The following is a 20,788-nucleotide window of genomic DNA, read 5'->3' as shown; positions in this document are numbered from 1 at the left end:
ACCGGGCGTTCGTGCTCGACGGGCTCGAGTACCCGCCGGTGCGCCCGGGGGCGCGGCAGCGAGCGCCGTTCACCGACGCTCGCGAAGTGGCCGACTTCACTGTCTGGTGGCTTCCGGACGATGACGAGCCGCTGTCGAAGGACGACGCGCAGCAGGCGTGTGCGCGGGCGACGGCGGCCGAGGTGGCGCGCTTGCTCGCGGGCGCGGCGCGCGGTGACGTGCGCGTGGGCGAGCGACCGCTCGCGCCGGGCGATATTGCCGTGATCGTGCAGACGCACCGGCAGGGCGCGCTGATGAAATCGATGCTTGCCGAGCACGCGGTGGGCAGCGTGGAGCTGACGCAGGACTCGGTGTTTGCCAGTGACGAGGCACAAACGCTGTTGCGGGTGTTGCGTGCAGTGGAGTCTCCCGGCGACGTGCGGGCGCTGCGCGCTGCGCTGGCGACCGAGCTGTTCGGGCTCGATGCCACGGCGTTGTATCGCATGCAGACCAGCGAAGCCTCCGATGCCGAGGCGATCGCGTGGATCGAGCGACTACAACGCTATCGTCAGTTATGGATCGACCGCGGCTTCTCGGCGATGTGGCGCACGTTGATGCGCGAGTTGGGCCTCGCGGCACGTCTGGTCGCTCAGGCCGGCGGCGAGCGGCGTCTGACGAACTTCATGCACTTGGCAGAGCTTGCACAGGCCCGCTGGGCCGAGCAGCCCGGCATGCCGGCGCTGCTGCGCTGGCTGGCCTCGCAGCGCAATGCGAGCGGCGGTGAAGACGCGCAGTTGCGTCTCGAGTCGGATCAGAATCTGGTGCAGATCGTGACCGTTCACAAGTCGAAGGGGCTTGAGTATGGCGTGGTGTTCTGTCCGTTTCTTTGGGACGGCGCAGTGCGCGACGGTGGGCGTCTCGACGGACTCGAGTATCACGATGGTTCCACGGCCGTCATCGACTTCACCGATGCGGCGGGCAAGGGGTCGCCCGCCGCCGCCGCGCTGCGGCAGGAGCAATCGGCAGAGCAGGCACGACTGCTATACGTAGCGCTGACGCGCGCGGTCTACCGTTGCTACCTGGCGGCCGGCATTTATGCGTCGCGACGCAGCGTGAAGGAAGCGTGCGGCGGCATGCTCAACTGGCTCGCGGCAGGGCAAGGCAATACGTTCGATACGTGGGTTTCGCCGACGCTCGATACCGACGAGCGGGTGGCCACGATCCGGTCGGCATGGAAGGCGCTGGTCGGTGGCCCACTGGCGGTGGTGCCGTTGCCAATGGGCGATGCGTTGGATGCCGACATGCGTGTCGTCCACGACGCGGCGCCGCAACTCACCCCGCGCGCGAGTGCTCGCGCGTTGCGCGAAGTCTGGCGGATCGGGAGCTTCTCGGGGCTGTTGGCGGGGATGCACGCCGGTCCGCAACTGGGCGGCGGTCAACTCAGTGCGCCGGAGCGTACGCGTCCCGATTACGACGCGCAGGCCAATGCCGGGCCGACGTTCGCCCTGCCGCCGGAGGGGGACGATGCCTGGCCGCCCGCCGATGACATTCTTCGTTTTCCGCGCGGACCGGCGGCCGGCGAGAGTTTGCACCGTGTGTTCGAACTGGCTGATTTTCAGGCGCGCGCGCAATGGCCACATGCGGTCGCTAGAGCCTTGCGCGAACGACCGCCCGGGCGCGGAGCCGAGCACAACGATACGTGGCGCGCCATGATGATGAGCATGCTGGCCGATACGCTCGCTACACCGTTGCGACCGGGTATGCAACTGGCTGACGTGGCGATGACCGAACGGCTCACCGAAATGGAATTCACGTATCCGGCCGATGCCGTGTCGCTCGAGGCGCTGCGCGGCGTGTTGCGCCAGTTCGGTTACCCGGACTTGCCGCTCGACGCCACGGTGCTGCGCGGCTACCTCAAGGGGTTCATCGATCTGGTGTTCCGGCACGGCGGCCAGTGGTGGATCCTCGACTGGAAGTCGAACTACCTCGGCACTGCCCCGGAAAACTACGGCGCCGACGGCCTGCGCGAAGCGATGGCCGAGCACGGCTATCACCTCCAATACCTCCTCTACACATTGGCGTTGCATCGCTACTTGCAACGCCGATTACCCGACTACCGATACGACCGCGATATGGGCGGCAGCCTCTACTTGTTTGTCCGGGGCGTTCGGCCCGACTGGGCGCGTGCGCATCTGGCCGGTGACGATGTGCCGGGTGTCTTCTTCGACAAGCCGTCGCGTGAGATGGTCGACGCGCTCGATCGGCTCTTCGCCTCGGGCGACAACGCTGCGCTGGCGCAAGCGTTGTCGCCGGACGTTCAAGGTGACGACGCGGGCGCTGCCGACCGGGAGGGCGCATGAGCGATCGACGAGATCGGGGGGACGTGGCCGGGGCACCGTTGGCCGACAGCGGCGTGGTGCGATTGGCGCAGGGGTTCGCGCGTCGAATGGCACTGCTCGCGCGCGGTCACGGGGCGGACGAGCCGACGTGCCGCTATGTGTGGCGTGCCGCCCTCGCGGTGAGCCTCGCCACGGCCGAGGGGCACGTCTGCGTGCCGCTCGATAACCTGCTCGACGGGCAAGCCAGCGGCGAACTGTTTCCGGGTGACGCCCCCGCCTTGTCCGTCTGGCGCGAGGCACTCTTTGCCAGCGGCTTGTGTGCCCCCGCCAGCTTGGCGCTGGCGCGCACCGACGACGTCCAGGCCGACGCCTTCCCGCTTTTGCTCGACGACCACGATCGCCTCTATCTCGCACGTTATTACAGCTATGAGGCGCGGTTGGCGACGGCGCTCGGACGTAAGTTGTCGCTGACCGAACGCACACCGGTCACCGCGGCGGATCGCGCTCGTCTGCATCGTTACTTTGGCGAAGGCGCGCTTGTGTCGTCCGACGGGCAGCAGGAACCGAACTGGCAGATGGCGGCGGCGGCGCTGGCGCTGCAACGCTCGTTGGTTGTGCTCAGCGGCGGTCCCGGCACCGGCAAGACGACCACCGTGGTGGGCTTGCTCGCCTGTCTTCTCGAGCGAGACGCCAACCTGCGCGTGGCGCTGGCCGCGCCCACGGGGAAGGCGGCGCAGCGCATGCAGGAGGCGTTGACGGCCCGTCGGGATCTCCCGGAAACGGTGCGCAGGGCATTGCCCGAGGCGGCGGTCACGTTGCATCGCCTGCTGGGTGTCTTGCCGGAGTCGGCCGAGCAAGCGGGGCGGCGTTTTCGACATCACGCGGCCAACCCGCTGCCCTACGATCTGATCGTCGTGGACGAGGCGTCGATGATCGATCTGTCGATGGCGACACAATTGCTCGAAGCCGTGCCGGAAAGCGCCCGCCTGATCCTGTTGGGCGACAAGGATCAGTTGGCGGCGGTTGAAGCGGGGGCCGTCTTCGGAGAGTTGAGCGCGCACCGCAGGTTCTCACCGGACATGCGTAGGCGATTATTGTCCGCGCTCGAATGGCCCGTCGATGCGCTGCCCCGGTCGGGACCGTTGGCGGCCGTCGTAGGGAACGGCGCGCCGGATGCGGCCGCAGGAAGCGCCCGAGTGTCGCAAGGGCTGGAAGACACCGTCGTCTGGTTGGAGCGAACTTATCGCTTTGGAGAGAATTCTGCGATTGGTCGCCTTGCAACCGCCATCAAGTCGGGCAAAGTGATTGAGGCGCGCAAGGCCTGCACCCTTGCGGACGACGGGGCGTTCGCCGGCATCGGTTCGACTTCAGCACCAGCGGCAAGCGACGCCGACCGCGTGATGTTCAGTGAGGACGGCGGCGTGCAGTTGTCGCCCGCCAGTCTGCACGCGCTGGCGGACGGGTATTCGGCCTATCTCGCCGCGCTGGCCGAAGCGGTCGCGACGATCGAGCAACTGGGCGATCCGGCGACGGTAACCGCCGCCGATGTCGCCATGGTCGCGCAGCCGGTATTTGCGGCGTTCGGTCAGTTTCGCGTGCTGTGCGCGACACGTGGCGGGCGACGCGGCGTCGAGTTGCTCGGCGCGCAACTGACGGCGGTACTCGGGCGTCGAGCCGGTATGGCGCTCGGGGCTGGCGGGGGCGCCTGGTTTGCCGGGCGCCCAGTGTTGGTCACGCAGAACGAATACGCGCTGAACCTGTTCAACGGCGACATTGGCATCGCGTTGCCGCTCGGGCCGTCCGGCACACTACGTGTCGCGTTTGCCACGCCGGATGGGGGATACCGCCTTTATTCCCCGGCCAGTCTGCCGGCGCACGAGACCGCATTTGCCATGACGATCCACAAGTCGCAGGGATCGGAATTCGAACGCGTGGCGATGGTGCTGCCAGAACAGGCGAGCCGAGTGCTGTCGAGGGAGCTGATCTATACGGGGGTGACGCGAGCGCGCCGTCAGGTATGGCTTTACGCGCCGTGGCAGGTCGTCGCGTCGGCCATCGCGCGGCCCACGCAGCGCGACGGCGGCTTGACCGACCGGTTGATGGAGGTGCTGGCTACGATGCCTCCTTCGGTGCCTGCGCCGCCGCTGCCGCGATAGCAGCCTCGGCCACCGAGCCCAGCCGCGTGACGAGCAACTGGTCGATCTTGTAGTTGTCGATGTCGACCACTTCGAACTTGTAGCCCGCGGCCTCGGTGGCTTCCGATTTCTTCGGAATGCGCTTGAGCTGATAGATCATGAATCCCGCAATGGTCTCGAACTCGCCTTCACCAGGAAGCTCGTCGATATCGAGTGCTTTCTTCACGTCTTCGACGGACGTGACACCGTCCACGAGCCATGAGTGCTCGTCGCGCTGCACGATCTGATCTTCGTCCGCCGGGTGAATCACGTTGCCCATGAGCGCGCCCACAATGTCGTTGAGCGTCACCACACCGACCACCAGACCGTATTCGTTGATGATGACGGCAAAGCCTTCGCGGGTTTCCTTGAAGCGGGCCAGCGCTTCCGAAAGATTCAGGGTGTCGGGGATCACCAGCAGCTTCTTCGCATACAGGCGGTCGAGATTGCGAATCACGCTCGACAGGTCTTCGCTCGCAATGCGCTGGAGCAAATCCTTCGAGTCGACGTAGCCGAGCACGTTGTCGATTTCGTCCCGGCACACGAGATACTTCGAATGCGGGCTTTGGATGATCTTTTCGCGAATACTGCGCTCGTCCTCGGCGATGGTGAAGTACACCACGTCGTCGCGAAAGGTCATGACCGAGCCGACGGTGCGCGATTCCAGCTCGAAAACGTTCTCGATCAAATGGAGTTCATGCTTGCGCACCACGCCGGCTTGCGCGCCCGCGCCGACCATCGCCGCGACATCTTCGGACGTAATGTTCTCGATGGCATGCGTCGGCAGCTTGAACAGACGCAGAAACAGGTTCGCCACGCCGTTGAAGAGGTAGACGAGGGGCCGAAGCACCTTCAGGCACAGCAACATCGGATCAATGATGCCCATGGCAACGCGCTCGGGGTTGACCATTGCGAGACGCTTGGGAATCAGGTCGGCGAACTGAATGAAAGCGATCGTGATGAACAGGAACGAGCCAATGCCTGCCAGGCGCAACGCCAGCGCCTGATCGGTGAGCGGCGAGAGCCACGCGAACAGATAGCCGGTCAGGAAACTCTCGCCAAGCACGCCGCCGAGCACGGCGACCGCGTTCACGCCGATCTGCACAACGGTGAAGAAATTGCCTGGCTGCCCCTTGAGGGCGAGCACCTTGATTGCCTGCGGGTTTCCCTTTTCCATGAGCACGTGCAGCTTGGTGCGCTTGGCGGCGGTCAACGAGATTTCGGCGGCGGAGAAGAATGCGCTGGCCAGAACCAGCACGAAGATACTGAAAAGAAAGCCGTAACCACTCATGTTGTCATCCCTGTAAATGCGAAGGCGGGTACACAGCCGCAACGCTGGCCGGACCGATGAGCAAGGGAGCGGGTCCGGTGGGCAGGGAGACATTTCAAAACAAGCCCGGCGGGCCGTCATTTTGAGATGCCTTCAGGCGGGTGCGCGGAAGGCGCGTACCCGGTGCGGTGTCGTCTGCGAGCCAAAAATGCCGCCGACGCCATTTTTGCGGGCCGCGTCAGCCGCGTAGGCTGTGCCGCTGTCCGATAGCATGCCATAAGTTCGGGGCTTGCCGACACCCATGCCCCAACGATTGGGCGAGCGCTGGGGCGCCGCTGTCTACTTTCGGACGGTGGCTTGCGCGAGCTGCGCGACACCGTGTTCAGAACCGACAATGGGCGCACGCCGCCTCGGGCATCGTGAACTTCGCCGCGACACCTTGTCGAGGCCGTGGCGACCGGCCACGTATCTCCCTACTGAGGATCTCACGATGATGAACGGCATCCAGGCATTCCACTATTCGCCGGGGTTGGGCAACGTTGCGGCAGCAGCCCCCATTGCGCTGACGCCAGGAGCAGGGCTCGCCAACGCCGCCGGCATTCCGCTGGTGCGCATCGCCAACGCTCGCGCCGACAGCCTGACGCACCCTTGGACCGCGAGCGCGGTGCGTGCCGTGCCAGTATCCCGCGGCATGGACAAGGCCTTCGGCAGCGATTTCCTGGGCGCATCGGCGGAAATCGAGGCGTCGGGCGAAGTCGCTGCCGGACGGTTCATACCCGAGGGGGGCGGCATTGACAGCGGCGAACTGGCCGCACTTGCGCTCGACGTTCCCGCGAATGGTGCAACGCGTGGCGCGCAACCGGTCCTGAGCGCTTCCGCCGTGCAAACGCTTCATGTGTGCGCCAGTGCGCAGGACACCGGCACACGAGGCGTATCGCCGGACGGTCGCAATCATCCTGTGGTCATGCCAGACGGGCGCAGCGAGCGGGCACAGATCTGCCGGGAGATTGTGAGCGGCTCGCTGCTCGGCACGGGCGGTCGCAACGGAACGGTGGCGTTCGATACCCGTCGCGACAACGTGGCGACGATCGTCGCGGATACCGCGCGCCGATGGACGGGCAAGCCGGCGCTGGCAGGGAGAAAGGAGTGGTCGAAGGCGTGCGAGGAACTGGAGTCGCCCGCCACGTTCATCGGGAAAGTGAACGATCGGCTGCACCAGGGATCGCGGGTCCTGCCGTCGCGCGAGAGCACCGAATGGATGCTTCGCGTGGGGTTCGCCGACGGCTTGCCGATGCATCAGGCCATGGTGCGCGCCGATCTGCCGCCGTCCGTCGGACTGGGCACGGACGAGTGGATCAAACTCGCCCTCGGGGTAGAGCAACTGGGCGAGCGCCACTGGGCGCTTCGTCACACGGAGGTGATGAACGCGGCGGCGCTGCCCGCGACGAACACGAAGGCCTTCACGGCACTGGCGACGACGCTGTCGTCGCGGCCGCCGCATATCGCGACGCAGCGCCTGCGCAATCAACTGACGATGCGCGGTGTGCCGACGGTTCCGGCCAGCACCACGATCGACCCGTCTGCGCACGGCTAAGCGCGTTCGCCGCCTGATGGCCAGGCGTCATCCATGATAAAACGCGCCCGGTTTGACCCGGGCGCGTTAGCGGCCATCGTTGACGACGGGCAACCGTGCGACGGCGCGAGGCGAAACCCTCGCCGCCGCGTGCGTATCGTCAGGTACGACGATAGATCTCGGCGCCGTTCTTGACGAACTCCACGGCCTTGACTTCCATGCCCTGCTTGAGCGCCGCTTCGTCGGAAATGCCTTGCTTGGCGGCGTAATCGCGCACGTCCTGCGTGATCTTCATCGAGCAGAAGTGCGGTCCGCACATCGAGCAGAAGTGGGCAACCTTGGCGGAGTCCTTCGGCAGCGTTTCGTCGTGGAATTCGCGCGCCTTGTCCGGATCGAGACCCAGATTGAACTGGTCTTCCCAACGGAACTCGAAACGCGCCTTCGACAACGCATTGTCGCGAATCTGCGCGCCGGGGTGGCCCTTGGCGAGATCGGCGGCGTGCGCGGCGAGCTTGTACGTGATGATGCCTTCCTTCACGTCGTCCTTGTTCGGCAAACCGAGGTGTTCCTTCGGCGTGACGTAGCACAGCATGGCGGTGCCGTACCAGCCGATGGTCGCCGCCCCGATGCCCGACGTAATGTGGTCGTAGCCGGGGGCGATGTCCGTCGTCAGCGGTCCGAGCGTGTAGAACGGGGCTTCGTCGCAGTACTCGAGCTGGAGATCCATGTTCTCCTTGATGAGCTGCATCGGCACGTGGCCCGGGCCTTCGATCATCACCTGCACGTCGTGCTTCCACGCGATCTGTGTCAACTCACCCAGCGTCTTCAGCTCCGAGAGTTGTGCTTCGTCGTTGGCGTCATAGATCGAGCCCGGACGCAGGCCGTCGCCCAGCGAGAACGCGACGTCATAGGCCTTCATGATTTCGCAGATCTCTTCGAAGTGCGTGTACAGGAAGCTTTCCTTATGGTGCGCGAGGCACCACTTGGCCATGATCGAGCCGCCGCGGCTCACGATGCCAGTCATGCGGTTGGCGGTCATCGGTACGTACGCGAGGCGCACGCCGGCGTGAATCGTGAAGTAGTCGACGCCTTGCTCGGCCTGCTCGATGAGCGTGTCGCGGAACATTTCCCACGTCAGGTCTTCGGCCTTGCCATTCACCTTCTCGAGCGCCTGATAGATCGGCACCGTGCCGATGGGTACCGGGCTGTTGCGCAGGATCCATTCACGCGTCTCGTGGATGTGCTTGCCGGTCGACAGATCCATCACCGTGTCGCCGCCCCAGCGGATCGCCCACGTCATCTTGTCCACTTCCTCGCCGATCGACGAGGTCACGGCCGAGTTGCCGATGTTCGCGTTGATCTTCACGAGGAAGTTGCGGCCGATGATCATCGGCTCCGATTCCGGGTGGTTGATGTTGTTCGGGATGATGGCGCGACCGCGTGCGATTTCGCTGCGCACGAATTCCGGCGTGATTTCGGCGGGGAGGCTCGCGCCGAAATGCTGACCCGGATGCTGGCGCGAGAGCAGCTTGGCCAGACGCTCGCCCTGCGGGCCGGCGTTGCGCACGCTCTCGATGTATTCCTGACGGCGCAGGTTTTCGCGAATGGCGATGTATTCCATCTCGGGCGTGATGATGCCCTGACGCGCGTAGTGCATCTGCGTCACGTTCTTGCCGGCCTTGGCGCGGCGAGGCGTGCGATGCAGGCCCGGGAAACGCAGCTCGGCGGTGGCGTCGTCGGCGGCGCGCTCGCGGCCGTAGGCGGACGTCATGCCCGGCAGCGCTTCGGTGTCGCCGCGCTCCTCGATCCATGCCGCGCGCAGGGCGGGCAGGCCGGAGCGGATGTCGATCTGGGCGTCCGGATCGGTGTACGGACCGGAGGTGTCGTATACGAAGATCGGCGGATTCTTTTCACCGCCAAAGCTTGTCGGCGTGTCGGCTTGCGAGATTTCGCGCATCGGGACACGGAGGTCGGGGCGCGAGCCTTCGACGTAGATCTTGCGGGAATTCGGCAGCGGTGCGATCGCGGCTTCATCCACGCGCGCATTGGCTGAGAGGAACTTCGGATTGGCGTTCATGCAATGTCTCCTGGCGGGGCACGTGTTGACGCCGACAATTTCGGCGAAAAGCGGCTCAGGAGCATGAACGGGGGCGAGGAATTTCTACGCTCCCTGCGCTGGCATTATCCAGATCAGGTTCTAAGGGTATTTCTCACCCACAACTCACGTTGCAGGACCCCTGCGCTAGCTTTGCGGCAACAATACACTGACATGCCCGGCAAACACAAGCACGATACGTCCCGAAAAACGTGAACGGCCAATGCTGCGATGCGGCATAACACATGCGGGCGGACGCAAACGCTGGTTGGGCGGCGGCGTCAGGCGAGGGCGCGCGCGCTGACGTCACCGAGCGTGCGCGCCAGTCGTAGTGCGATGTCACCGGCCGGCGCCTTGGGCACCGCATTCCCGGATGTGCGGCTTGGCTCACTTTGGCCTGACAATTTTCGCCGGTCTTGGCCCTTCCGGGGGCGACAAGAGCTGCGTATCGTCGAAGGCGTGGAGGCATGGCAAGCGTGACAACGGCATGCCACCGGTGGGTGAAGCCTATTCTGAACGGAATTGAACGGAACGGAGAATCGATTCATGCTACGACTGAACTACATCAAGGCCGCGCCGCGCCCCTACGAACAAATGAGCGTGCTGAGCCAGTATTTCCATGACTGCGGCCTGCCGGGCGGCCTGGTCGAGCTGGTTTGGCTGCGAGCCTCGCAACTCAACGGCTGCGCATTCTGCATCGACATGCACGTGGTCGACGCCCTGAAAACGGGCATCGAACCGCGCCGTCTGCATTTGCTCGACGCCTGGCGTGAAACCGAGCTGTACTCGCCGGCCGAGCGTGCGGCGCTGGCATGGACGGAAGCCGTCACCAACGTCCAGGACGGGCATGTGCCGGACCCCCTGTTCGCCGAGCTGCGTGCGCATTACGACGACAAGCAGATCGCCGATCTGACGTTCGCCGTCGCCACCATCAATGCGTGGAACCGTATGGCGATCGCGTTTCGCGCGCCGCTGCCCAAGACGCCGCACGGCGTGCGGTGAGGGCAGGCCCGGCGCCACGTACGTCCTGACGCCATCGCTACTGCGCCAGGCGCACTTCGCGCTGAAACTCGCGCGGCATCAGCCGTAACGCGTCGCGGAAGAACCGCCGGTCGGGCGGGGGCAGGAGTGGCAGCACGCGGCCCAGCGACTGGGCGGCATGCACCGCCTGCGGCGAGTCGCCGTCCTGGTGCAGCGCGAACCACAACATCTCGAACCACAAGTTGGCCAGCTGCAACGGCTCGAAGCAGACGCGTCCCTCTTCATGGTCGGCGAGCGTCGTCGCCAGGACATCGGTCCAGCGCTGGAAACCCTTCGCCCGCGAGAAGGGCGCGCCGAATGGCTGCACGGCGTCGAGAAAGGCGTCGACAGTCAACGGCGTGCTCGCGCGCAGCGTCGCCAGATCGGGGTCGCGCCGCGCCGGCACGGCACCGCGCGCAATGCGTAACAGGAAGACTGTGTTCCAGACGGAATTGCCACCGACACCGAACCGGTCGCAGATCCACTCCGAGAGTCCGATCCAGCGCAGCGCCTGCCGCTGAACGTCCGTGGCGGCGAGCCGTCGGCCGGGATCGATGAGCGCGCCTTGCCAAAACAGCCACAACGACAGCCCGATGTTGGCCGCGACATGCTGCGCGAGTTCAATGGAGTCGGCTTCGAACGCGGCTTGCAGGGCGTCGGAAAAGGCGGCCAGCGCGTTCGCCGCCGACTGCTCCCGCGCGGGCATCGGGCCGCCGCGCGCGGCGTGCGACTTGTGCAGCAACGCCTGCAGGTTGCGGCTCTCGAAGCGAATGCGCGGGTTATAGACGAGACAGGGGGCGAGCGAGGCATCGTCGGCGATGCGTTGCAGGTGGGCGAACGCGCCGGCCTCGTCGCGTGACCCGTAGGCTTGCCAAGCCTGCACGATCCAGTGCATGGCGCGCAACGTGGGCGAGCCCGGCGGGTTCGCGCCAAAGGTCGCGGCGAGCGTTGCCAGCGTTCGATTCGTGCGTGCCGCGTCGCCCATGCGACGCCAGGCGATCGTCTCGGCAAGCAGGGCGATGCCGCGTTGCACGTCGTCCACGGCACACACCTGCGCTGCATGAAACGATGGAATCGCGCCGGTGCGCGGCTGGCGGCGTACCTCGCTCTGCGATGGCGCTTGGGGCGGCGCGAAGAACACGCCATCCTGCATATCGCGCTTGCCCAGCGTCAGGTGATGCCAGAACGCAATGTCCTGCATGACGTAATCGAGCGCCGGCGATGGGGTATCCGACGCCGCATCCTGTGCAAGCCCGAGAAACGAGGCGATCGCGCGACGCGGGTCGGCGGGCGTCGAGTCCTCGATCGTCACGGCGATGCGCGACATCTCATCGCGGGCGAGCCAGAATGGCCCTTTGCCCCGTCCGCGCGTCGGCAGCAGACGCGCATCGGCGAGTACATCGTCGCCCCAGCCCACGGCAACGCCCCAACGTGCAAAGTCGGAGAACGCGCGGCTGACCAGCATACGCAGATCGCCCGCCGCGCCGGCTTGACTGAACCGGATCTTCAACGAGGCAAGCGAGACCGACGACATCTCGTAATGCGCCGCATAGTAGACCCGCATCAACAACCAGAGGCTCTGATATCGCACCGGTTGGCCGTCGATGTGCTGGGGGGCGTCGAGGCGGACGACGAGCGTAGGTGCGCCCGTGGCGGAGGCCGACGTGACGGGCGTTGTGCTGCGCGAGGGAGGGGTGTCGGACATGGCGTCGAGGCGAGTCGAGTGGCGTCGGGCCACGGACGACGGCCGCACACGCGACGGAATCTACGAATGGGGTGCACCGATGATACGGCGGTTACGACGGTTACGGTAGCGTTGCTTTGTGCCTGCCGAAACGCAGACTATGCTGCAAACGCTCCCGGAAGCGGGCGCCTGGCCGGCGCCACCGACGTTCTTCCTGCCACCCCGATGGCACGAATTTAAATCAGGATAACGAAATGAAAATGAAGATCTCTCGCTGGGGACGCGGTGTTGTTGCCCTACCGGCGGCTGCGGCTGCGGCTGCCGCACTCGTCTCGGCGACTTTGTTCACCCCGCCGGCACAGGCAGAGGAAACCAAGGCATCGACGCAGGCGGCACCGGTGCGCATTATCGAGCGTGCCGACTGGGGCGAACGTTTCGCGGCGGAAGGGGTGAAGGGCACGATCATCGTGCTCGACGGTCACACGCGAACGTATCAGGCGTTCGATACCGCGCGTGCCGAGCGACGGGTATCGCCCGCATCAACTTACAAGGTCTTCAACAGTCTGCTCGCGCTGGAGTCGGGCGCGCTCGAGAACGAGCGCGAGATCATTCCCTGGGATGGCAAGCCGCGTCAGGTGAAGGCCTGGAATGCCGCGATGGATCTGCGCAGTGCGTTCCGGGTGTCGTGTCTGCCGTGCTATCAGGTCGTCTCGCACAAGATCGCGCGTGAATACGCGCAGGCAATGCTGGACGAAACCGGTTACGGCAATCGCACCATCGGCCGCGCCGCCGACGCCTACTGGGTCGACGACAGCCTGCGGATCTCGGCCCGCGAACAGGTCGACTTCTTGCAACGGCTCGCACGCGGCACACTGCCGTTTTCGGCGCACACGCAGGACATCGTGCGTCAGATCTCGATTGTCGAAGCCACGCCGGACTATGTGCTGCACGCCAAGACGGGCTGGTTCGACGAGAAGACGCCCAATATCGGCTGGTGGGTCGGCTGGATCGAGCGCGAAGGCAATATCACGAGCGTGGCGCTGCACATCGATATGGCGGGGGCCGCGGATGCGCCGAAGCGCGCGCGCATCGTGCGGGCCGTGTTGCAGGATCTGAAGCTGATCTGAGGACGGCGGGCGCCGTGGTAAGCCTCGCGCGGTGCGTAAGCCAACCGGCGGCGCGCCGCTCGACGAAAGCGGGCTACAGCGCGCGTCCGTGCTTAAGTGCGGACGCGATTTCCGCCACGTGACGGCCTTGCGTCCTCGCGATCTTCAACTCGTTCTCGCTGGGTTTGCGAGACCCATCGGCCGCGGCGAGCGTGGTCGCCCCGTAAGGCGTGCCGCCGGTGATTTCGCCCATGTTGGTGAGGCCAGGCTCGGTGTAGGGCACGCCGACGATGACCATGCCGTGGTGGAGCAGCGTGGTGTGAAAGCTCGTGATCGTCGTTTCCTGTCCGCCATGCTGCGTGCCTGTGCTGGCGAACACGCTGCCGACCTTGCCGACGAGCGCGCCCTTGGCCCATAGGCCACCGGTCTGATCCAGGAAGTTGCGCATCTGTGCGGTCATGTTGCCGAAGCGAGTCGGGGTGCCGAACAGGATCGCGTCGTAGTCGGCCAGTTGGTCGACGCGGGCGACGGGCACGTTCGCGAAGGCGGCGCGCGCCGCTTTCGCGCCGCTCTTTTCGAGCACTTCGTCGGGTACCAGCTCAGGGACTTGCATGACGGTGACATCGGTGCCGGCGACGCTGCGTGCGCCGTCGGCGACAGCTTCGGCCATCGTGTGGATATGCCCGAACATGCTGTAGAACACCACCAGGATCTTGGCGTTGGCCATGTGAATCTCCTTAGGGGTCGAGAGAGGCCGGCGTCACGGGCAATTCGCCGCGCGAGGCGAGCCGTTCCATGATAGTCGACGCTCGGGACGAAACACCGAATTCGTTGGGGGCCAGCCGCGCTTAACGCAGGCGCGCACCGATGAGGCAACCGAGCGCGAGTGCCGCGATGAGCACGGTCACGCTCGCCGATACCCCGCCCGCCAGCGCGAGCCCAGTGGCCGCCATGCCATGCGCCATGACTGCGGCCGGCACGAGCAACATGGCGCTCACGACACACCAACGCATCACATATCGCCACATGAAGCGACTGATGACATGCATGCGCGCGTCGAGTTGATGCCGTTGCCAGAATGACAGATCGGCCGCCGCGTGGAAGAGCCACAGCGGACTGAAGTATTTGATGAACAAGTCCATGACGCCATACCGGAAACATAATGCCCGCAGGGCGCGGGCATGTCGTCGAGGCACGATGGCGGGGCAAACGCCCGATGGCACAGTCATGCGCTTTGTAGGAGTCGACGCTCGATAATTGTAGCAGGCACTCACTTACATAGTGGTGCTGGCGTGCGGTGGGACAAGAGAAAATTTCACCGAAGTTCGCGCAATTCTGCTCGAAATTTCGACATCATGTCGCATCTCCCATCATGTCAGGGTCAGGTTGGGCTGTCGTGTGCCTCCCCACGTTTTCCCGGCGGGGCAGTCAGCGCGTGCGACGTCTTGGCCGTGATTTCCTGGATCAATGCCCAGACCGACTGTGCGGCGGGCGAGAGCGTGCGGTTCTTGCGGCGCACGAGCATGATGGTGCGGTCGAGTTGCGGCACGAGCGGCAGGGCGACAAGGCGGTCCCCATGCGCCGGTAGTCCCGGCATCGCGGGAAGTGCCAGAGCCGGCATGATGCTGATGCCGATGCCCGCTTCGATCATTCGGAAGACCGTGATCGCATGCCCGACTTCCTGCGCCACCTGGCAATAGGCGCCATGTTCGGCCAACGCCCGGTCGATCAGCGGTCGGCTACCCGACGCGTAGTCGAGCAGTACGAGCTTTTCGCCGTTGAGTTCCTCCCACGTCACCTGTGTCTGTGTCGCAAAACGATGTGAGCGGTCGCACACGACGAGAAACGGTTCCACCATGATGGGCTCGCCGACCAGATCCTCGGTTCCTTCCGACGCGACGATGACGCCGAAATCCACTTCACCGTGTCGCACGCTGTCGCTCGCGAGCGTCTGCACCTGATCGCGCAGCAAGAGCGTGATGTCCGGGTAGCGGGCCGCACAGGCGGAGATGCATTCGGGCATCAGATTGGCGGAAATCGTGGGCGCGCTGGCGACACGTACCCGGCCTCGCCGCTCTTCGGCCAAACCATGGGTGTCGCGCAGGGCACTCTCCAGCTCGTCGAGCACCCGGGCGAGCGTTGCCGAGAGGCTAGCGCCCACTTCGGTCAGGGTGACCTCCCGCGTGGTCCGGTCCACCAACTTGAGTCCGAGTTCTTGCTCCAATTCACGGATACATCGGCTGACGGCAGGCTGGGTCAGGCCGATGTCCTCGCCGGCACGGCTGAAACTCCCGTGGTTGGCCACTGCGAGGAACACTTTGAGCTGGCGCAGCGAAATATTCATGCGTGTTTGGTATGAATAATTTTTTTAAATGAATTTGTATTTTAACTGCCCTTGCGCTCTAATACGTAAAAACCCGTATCGCGAGCGCACACTTCCGGTCATCCTCGATCGTTTGTCGATCGGCTGACCGACGATCGCTGGCGGCCGCCGCGCCGTCGCGTCCTGTGTGCTGGCGGACGGGCTTTGTCTTTTCCGACGGATTCGAGATCGACGATGGCCAGACCGCGTTACCTTCCCGACAATTTCACGCTGATGCTTGTGGCGACTGTCGCGCTTGCCAGCTTCCTGCCAGCGCACGGCGAAGGGCGAGTCGCTTTCAACCTGCTCACCAACGTGGCGATTGCCGCCCTGTTCTTCCTGCACGGCGCCAAGCTCTCGCGCGAGGCGGTGCTCGCCGGTGCGACGCACTGGCGTCTGCACCTGCTGGTGTTCGCCAGCACGTTCGCCGTCTTCCCGATCGTCGGCCTGGCGCTCAAGCCGATGCTCTCGTGGATGGTGACGCCGGATCTGTATCTGGGCATCCTCTTTCTGTGTACGCTGCCGGCAACGGTGCAGTCCGCCATCGCATTCACCTCGATCGCCCGGGGCAATGTACCGGCGGCGGTGTGCAGCGCGTCGGCGTCGAGCCTGTTCGGTATATTCATCACGCCAGTGCTCGTCGGCCTGGTGGTCATCCATCACAACGGTGCGAACGGCGCGTCGCCGTTCGCCTCCATCGGCAACATCATGTTGCAACTGCTCGCGCCATTCATCGCGGGGCAAGTGTCGCGCAAGGCCATCGGCAAGTGGGTCGAGCGCAATCGCGGATTGCTCAAGATCGTCGATCAGGGCTCGATTCTGCTGGTGGTCTACACGGCGTTCAGCGAAGCGGTGAACACGGGCTTGTGGCACCAGGTTTCGCCGCTGGCGTTGCTCGGCCTGCTGGGTTGCTGCGCGGTGATTCTGGCGATCATGCTCGCCTTCACCACCTATTCCGCCCGCTGGCTCGGGTTCTCCCGCGAGGACGAGATCACTATTGTCTTCTGCGGATCGAAGAAGAGCCTTGCGAGCGGTATTCCGATGGCAAAGGTGCTGTTTGCGACCGGGCCGCTCGGCGCCATCGTGTTGCCGCTGATGCTGTTTCACCAGATGCAGCTGATGGTGTGCGCCGTACTCGCGCAGCGCTACGCCAATCGCCAGCGCGCGGCCCAGGCGGGCAGGACGATCAAGGCGGGCGCGGCGAAGCCGGCCTTGCGTGACGGCAAGCCCGACAATAGCGCCAACGCCGGCGCGGGCCGCTGAGCGCGGAATCCGGGCAGAACACAGCCCGTCAACGGCGACTGTCACACGTTGGTCGTGCGCAAGTGCTAGAATTGCGCTTGTTTTGCTTCTTCATGACCTCCCTGGTCCGGCGGCGCCCGACGCATCTGTCCCTCGACAGGCCCCTCTCGCGCCAGCCCCGAGCATGGCGCGCAGCGCCCCTTGAATCTTCGCGAGTGAGCTTTGATGCGGAATCCTTCCGCGTGGCGGCCCCCGTTTTTTAAAAGAGATGTCCCTCCACCATGGCTGATGTAAATGCTGTTCCGACCCCCGGCTTCGATAGCTTTGGGCTGCATGCGGACATCTTGCGGGCCATCGCCGAGCAGGGCTACACCCAGCCGACGCCGATCCAGGCGCAGGCCATCCCGGTGGTGCTGTCCGGACGTGACGTCATGGGCGCCGCGCAAACGGGAACGGGCAAGACCGCCAGCTTTTCGCTGCCGATCATCCAGCGCTTGCTGCCCGAAGCCAACACGAGTGCATCGCCTGCCCGTCACCCGGTGCGTGCGCTGATTCTTACGCCGACGCGCGAACTTGCCGATCAGGTTGCCGAGAACGTGCGCGCCTACGCGGGGCACACGCCGTTGCGCAATACGGTGGTGTTCGGCGGCGTCGACATGAATCCGCAGAAGGATGCGTTGCGACGCGGCGTTGAGATACTGATCGCCACGCCAGGTCGCTTGCTCGATCACGTCGAACAAAAGACGGTGAATCTGAGCCAGGTGAAGATGCTCGTGCTCGACGAGGCCGACCGCATGCTGGACATGGGCTTCCTGCCTGACCTTCAGCGCATTCTGAATTTGCTGCCGAAGCAGCGCCAGACGCTTCTGTTTTCGGCCACGTTCTCGAACGAGATCAAAAAACTCGCGTCGAGCTATCTCACGAATCCGCTCACGATCGAAGTCGCCCGCCGCAATGCCACGGCCGACAATGTCGAGCAGGTTGTCTATCAAGTGGATGAAGACGACAAGCGCGCCGCCGTGGTGCAGATTCTGAAGGAGCGCGATCTCAAGCAGGTCATCGTGTTCGTCAACAGCAAGGTCGGTGCGAGCCGACTGGCGCGCCAGTTGGAGCGCGAGGGCATCGTAACGGCCGCGATTCACGGCGACAAGTCGCAGAACGAGCGTATGCAAGCGCTCGAAGCGTTCAAGCAAGGCGGTATTCAGGCGCTTGTGGCCACCGACGTTGCAGCGCGCGGGCTGGACATCTCGGATCTGCCGGGCGTGATCAACTACGATCTGCCGTACAACCCGGAAGACTATGTGCACCGTATCGGTCGCACGGGCCGCGCGGGTGCGTCGGGTGAGGCAATCTCGCTGTGCGCCCCCGACGAACGCAAGCAAATCGTGGAAATCGAAAAGCTGATCAAGCACGAACTCAAGCGTGGAGAGTTGGTGCTGGAGCGTCGTAGCCGGTCGCGCGACGACCGCAGCGAGCGCGTTGTTGACCGCGGCGATCGCGGTGACCGTAGTGAGCGCGGTGAGCGTAGTGACCGTAGCGAGCGCCACAGTCGCCACGACGGCCTGCGGGCCAGCCGTAGCGGCGGCAGTGCCGCACCGCGCCGTGTTCGTCCGGAAGACGAGTTCTTCTACAAGCCGTACGAGCCGTCGCCGTCGGCGAGTGAGCCGCAGCATGATGCTCGTTCGTCGCAGGAGTCCGCTGTGCCGACGTCGTTTGGTGGGTTGCCTGACAAGGCGCCGAAGCGTCAGGTGGCGGCGTTGCTTGCCGGCTTCCCGCGCAAGGCGAGCCACTGAGTCGATGATGGATGGCGGCGCGCATTGAAGATGCGTGTTGAAGTTGAAAAGCCAGCGTAGTTGCGCTGGCTTTTTTCATGTTGGGGAACGGTAACGAAGGCAGGTGCGGGCTTCATTGCCTGTGCTGAGCCCGCCAAGCCTGTATCGCTGCGGCGTAGAAGTCTTCACGATGGGAGACGTGGGTGAGCGTCGCCGGTAATCCGAGATGTGCCGCGGCGTCCTTGAGCGCGCAGAGCGTCGCGTTTGCCGTGTCGAGGACAAGCGGGGCCGCGCCATTCTGTTTGCTCAGCTTTTCACCGTCGTCGGCCATGACCAACGGTACGTGCAGATAGCGTGGCGTGGGGGCATCGAGACACGCCTGCAGATAGATCTGGCGCGCCGTCGAATCCAGCAAATCCGCGCCGCGCACGATATCGGTCATGCCTTGTGTCTGATCGTCGACGACCACGGCCAACTGATAGGCCCATTGGCCGTCGGCACGTTTGAGCACGAAGTCGCCGACCTCGGTCGCCAGATCCTGCGTCTGCGGGCCCATCCAGCGATCCTCGAAACGGATGCGAGCGGCCTCGCCGTCCGGGACTCGCAAGCGCCAGGCGCGAGGTGTTTTGCCGTGAAGGCCGTGGCGGCACGTGCCCGGATACGCGAGCGTGCGGTGGCGCGCGTGCACGCGGGTGAGCGAATCGGCGATTTCGCGTCGCGTGCAGCCACAGGGGTAAACGAGGCCGCGCGCGATGAGCGAGGCGAGCGCCTGTTCATACTGCGCGTGTCGCTGACTTTGCCAGACGACCGGCTCGTCCGAATGCAGGCCCAGACGCGTCAGCGTCGCGAGAATGGCGTCGGCCGCCCCCGGCTCACACCGCGGTTCGTCAAGATCTTCCATACGGACGATCCAGACGCCGTCGTGCGCGCGGGCATCAAGCCAACTGGCCAGGGCGGTGACGAGCGAGCCACGGTGCAGCGGCCCAGTCGGGGAGGGCGCGAAGCGGCCCCGGTAACGCGTACCCCGGTAGCACGCATCAGGGCTGGCGGGCGGCGCGGCGTCGTGCGGGCGGGCGTGAGCCACCGGCGCGCTCAGGCAGACGGGGCAGATGGCGCTGACGGGGCGGCAGTGATGGCCTTCTCAAGCGTGTTGGCCGCCGTGCGGCTGCCCACACACGCAGGACAATGCTCGCCTTCGACGTAAGCCGGGCTGCGCTGATCCTCGGCGGTGACCACGGCGCGACAGGCGAAGCACTGCTGGGTCGTCGACGGCGTGAGGTCTGGCGTGAGCGCCGTACGGTAATCGAACACGAAGCAGTCGCCTTGATAGTGCGCGCCGCCAACGTCCTCGAAGTATTTGAGAATGCCGCCGTCGAGCTGATACGTATGCTCGAGGCCGATGTCGCGCATGTAGATCGCGGCCTTTTCGCACCGAATGCCACCGGTGCAGAACGACACGATGGTCTTGCCTTCGAAGTCATCGCGGTGAGCGGCAACGACGTCGGGGAATTCCGAGAATTTGGTCAGACGATAGTCGACGGCGTTGTCGAACGTACCGACATCGACTTCGAAGTCGTTGCGCGTGTCGAGCATTACCACCGGGCGGCCTTCATCGTCCTGGCCGGCGTCGAGCCAGCGCTTGAGCGTGACCGGATCGATGCCGGGCGCCCGGCCGTCCGCCGGCTTGATGACCGGCATTTTCATCGTGATGATCTCTTTCTTCGGGCGCACCAGCATCCGGCGGAACGGCTGCGCCTCGGAGAGACTTTCCTTGACGGCCAGATCGGCGAACCGGGCGTCGGCGCGCAGTTCGGCGAGGAAGGCGTCGACGGCTTCGCGCGAGCCGGCCAGAAACAGGTTGATGCCCTCCGGCGCGAGCAGGATGGTGCCCTTCAGGTCGAGCGCCTGGCAGCGTGCCTGCAGGGCGGGACGGAGGGTCGCGATGTCGTCGAGCGTGACGAACTTGTACGCAGCGATGTTGACGATAGACATGGCAACGGGATTTCGCAAAAGCGTGAAGCAATAAAGCGCCATTATCGCCGATTCGGCGCGAACGCACTTTGATTTCACCCCGGATTTCGCCGAATCGGACAGCATCCCGGTCACGGCGGGGAGGAATTCCGAGTGCCCGCCCGGTCTCATCCGAAAAGCGCGCCAAAGTGGGACGTTTCG

General features: G+C 64.8%; 15 protein-coding genes and 1 riboswitch. Of the genes, 7 read left to right on the top strand and 8 right to left on the bottom strand.

Translation table 11 applies throughout. The features are described from left to right. A partial coding sequence (locus BGP02_RS17445; RefSeq protein WP_286798915.1) for a 3'-5' exonuclease occupies nucleotides 1-2,339 on the top strand: 2,339 nt, incomplete at its 5' end. Then, entirely contained in the window at nucleotides 2,336-4,474 is a 2,139-nt protein-coding gene (gene recD, locus BGP02_RS17440; RefSeq protein ID WP_261938073.1) for an exodeoxyribonuclease V subunit alpha, read from the top strand. The genes BGP02_RS17445 and recD, both read left to right, overlap by 4 nt. Here the strand turns inward: recD and paeA are convergent. Beyond that, complete coding sequence (gene paeA, locus BGP02_RS17435; protein ID WP_286798914.1) at nucleotides 4,431-5,783, bottom strand: polyamine export protein PaeA; 1,353 nt, start codon at nucleotides 5,781-5,783, stop codon at nucleotides 4,431-4,433. The genes recD and paeA overlap by 44 nt on opposite strands. 469 nt (nucleotides 5,784-6,252) lie before the next feature. Between paeA and BGP02_RS17430 the strand changes: the two genes are divergently transcribed. Beyond that, complete coding sequence (locus BGP02_RS17430; RefSeq protein ID WP_017232836.1) at nucleotides 6,253-7,356, top strand: hypothetical protein; 1,104 nt, start codon at nucleotides 6,253-6,255, stop codon at nucleotides 7,354-7,356. 139 nt (nucleotides 7,357-7,495) lie between these two features. Here BGP02_RS17430 and thiC read toward each other — a convergent pair whose 3' ends face one another. Continuing rightward, on the bottom strand, nucleotides 7,496-9,412 hold the full coding sequence (gene thiC, locus BGP02_RS17425) for a phosphomethylpyrimidine synthase ThiC (protein ID WP_017232837.1): 1,917 nt from the start codon (nucleotides 9,410-9,412) through the stop codon (nucleotides 7,496-7,498). A gap of 73 nt (nucleotides 9,413-9,485) precedes the next feature. Beyond that, nucleotides 9,486-9,584, bottom strand: a riboswitch (TPP riboswitch). A 392-nt stretch (nucleotides 9,585-9,976) separates the two neighbouring features. Here thiC and BGP02_RS17420 point away from each other — a divergent pair. Beyond that, nucleotides 9,977-10,432, top strand: coding sequence for a carboxymuconolactone decarboxylase family protein (locus BGP02_RS17420; protein WP_017232838.1), 456 nt, complete (start codon nucleotides 9,977-9,979; stop codon nucleotides 10,430-10,432). Between the two features lie 37 nt (nucleotides 10,433-10,469). On the opposite strand, the gene BGP02_RS17415 is transcribed toward BGP02_RS17420, so the two are convergent. Continuing rightward, nucleotides 10,470-12,155: a hypothetical protein gene (locus BGP02_RS17415; RefSeq protein ID WP_017232839.1), complete on the bottom strand. Its 1,686-nt coding sequence runs from the start codon at nucleotides 12,153-12,155 to the stop codon at nucleotides 10,470-10,472. Nucleotides 12,156-12,388: 233 nt separating this feature from the next. Between BGP02_RS17415 and blaOXA the strand changes: the two genes are divergently transcribed. Then, on the top strand, nucleotides 12,389-13,261 hold the full coding sequence (gene blaOXA, locus BGP02_RS17410) for a class D beta-lactamase (protein ID WP_017232840.1): 873 nt from the start codon (nucleotides 12,389-12,391) through the stop codon (nucleotides 13,259-13,261). 73 nt (nucleotides 13,262-13,334) lie between these two features. Here blaOXA and wrbA read toward each other — a convergent pair whose 3' ends face one another. The 3 genes from wrbA to BGP02_RS17395 all read right to left on the bottom strand — a co-directional run bounded on the left by wrbA (nucleotide 13,335) and on the right by BGP02_RS17395 (nucleotide 15,584). Then, a complete protein-coding gene (gene wrbA, locus BGP02_RS17405) occupies nucleotides 13,335-13,967 on the bottom strand; it encodes an NAD(P)H:quinone oxidoreductase (RefSeq protein ID WP_017232841.1) in 633 nt (210 codons plus the stop codon). A gap of 121 nt (nucleotides 13,968-14,088) precedes the next feature. Beyond that, nucleotides 14,089-14,382: a hypothetical protein gene (locus BGP02_RS17400; protein ID WP_017232842.1), complete on the bottom strand. Its 294-nt coding sequence runs from the start codon at nucleotides 14,380-14,382 to the stop codon at nucleotides 14,089-14,091. 239 nt (nucleotides 14,383-14,621) lie between these two features. Next, nucleotides 14,622-15,584, bottom strand: a complete 963-nt coding sequence (locus tag BGP02_RS17395) for a LysR family transcriptional regulator (protein WP_017232843.1) — start codon at nucleotides 15,582-15,584, stop codon at nucleotides 14,622-14,624. A gap of 213 nt (nucleotides 15,585-15,797) precedes the next feature. Between BGP02_RS17395 and BGP02_RS17390 the strand changes: the two genes are divergently transcribed. Then, nucleotides 15,798-16,865, top strand: coding sequence for a bile acid:sodium symporter family protein (locus BGP02_RS17390; protein ID WP_017232844.1), 1,068 nt, complete (start codon nucleotides 15,798-15,800; stop codon nucleotides 16,863-16,865). A 260-nt stretch (nucleotides 16,866-17,125) separates the two neighbouring features. Beyond that, entirely contained in the window at nucleotides 17,126-18,637 is a 1,512-nt protein-coding gene (locus tag BGP02_RS17385) for a DEAD/DEAH box helicase (RefSeq protein ID WP_017232845.1), read from the top strand. Nucleotides 18,638-18,749: 112 nt separating this feature from the next. Here the strand turns inward: BGP02_RS17385 and gluQRS are convergent, their stop codons facing one another. Together gluQRS and BGP02_RS17375 are read right to left on the bottom strand one after the other, a co-directional pair. Then, on the bottom strand, nucleotides 18,750-19,700 hold the full coding sequence (gene gluQRS / locus BGP02_RS17380; RefSeq protein WP_286798913.1) for a tRNA glutamyl-Q(34) synthetase GluQRS: 951 nt from the start codon (nucleotides 19,698-19,700) through the stop codon (nucleotides 18,750-18,752). Nucleotides 19,701-19,708: 8 nt separating this feature from the next. After that, on the bottom strand, nucleotides 19,709-20,608 hold the full coding sequence (locus BGP02_RS17375) for a sulfurtransferase (protein ID WP_051060100.1): 900 nt from the start codon (nucleotides 20,606-20,608) through the stop codon (nucleotides 19,709-19,711). Nucleotides 20,609-20,788 lie beyond the last annotated feature (180 nt).

The organism is Pandoraea sp. 64-18 (assembly GCF_001899225.1).
Classification (GTDB): Bacteria; Pseudomonadota; Gammaproteobacteria; order Burkholderiales; family Burkholderiaceae; genus Pandoraea; species Pandoraea cepalis.
The sequence above is the reverse complement of the archived record's forward strand: the minus strand, read 5'-3'. Positions and strand labels throughout refer to the sequence as shown.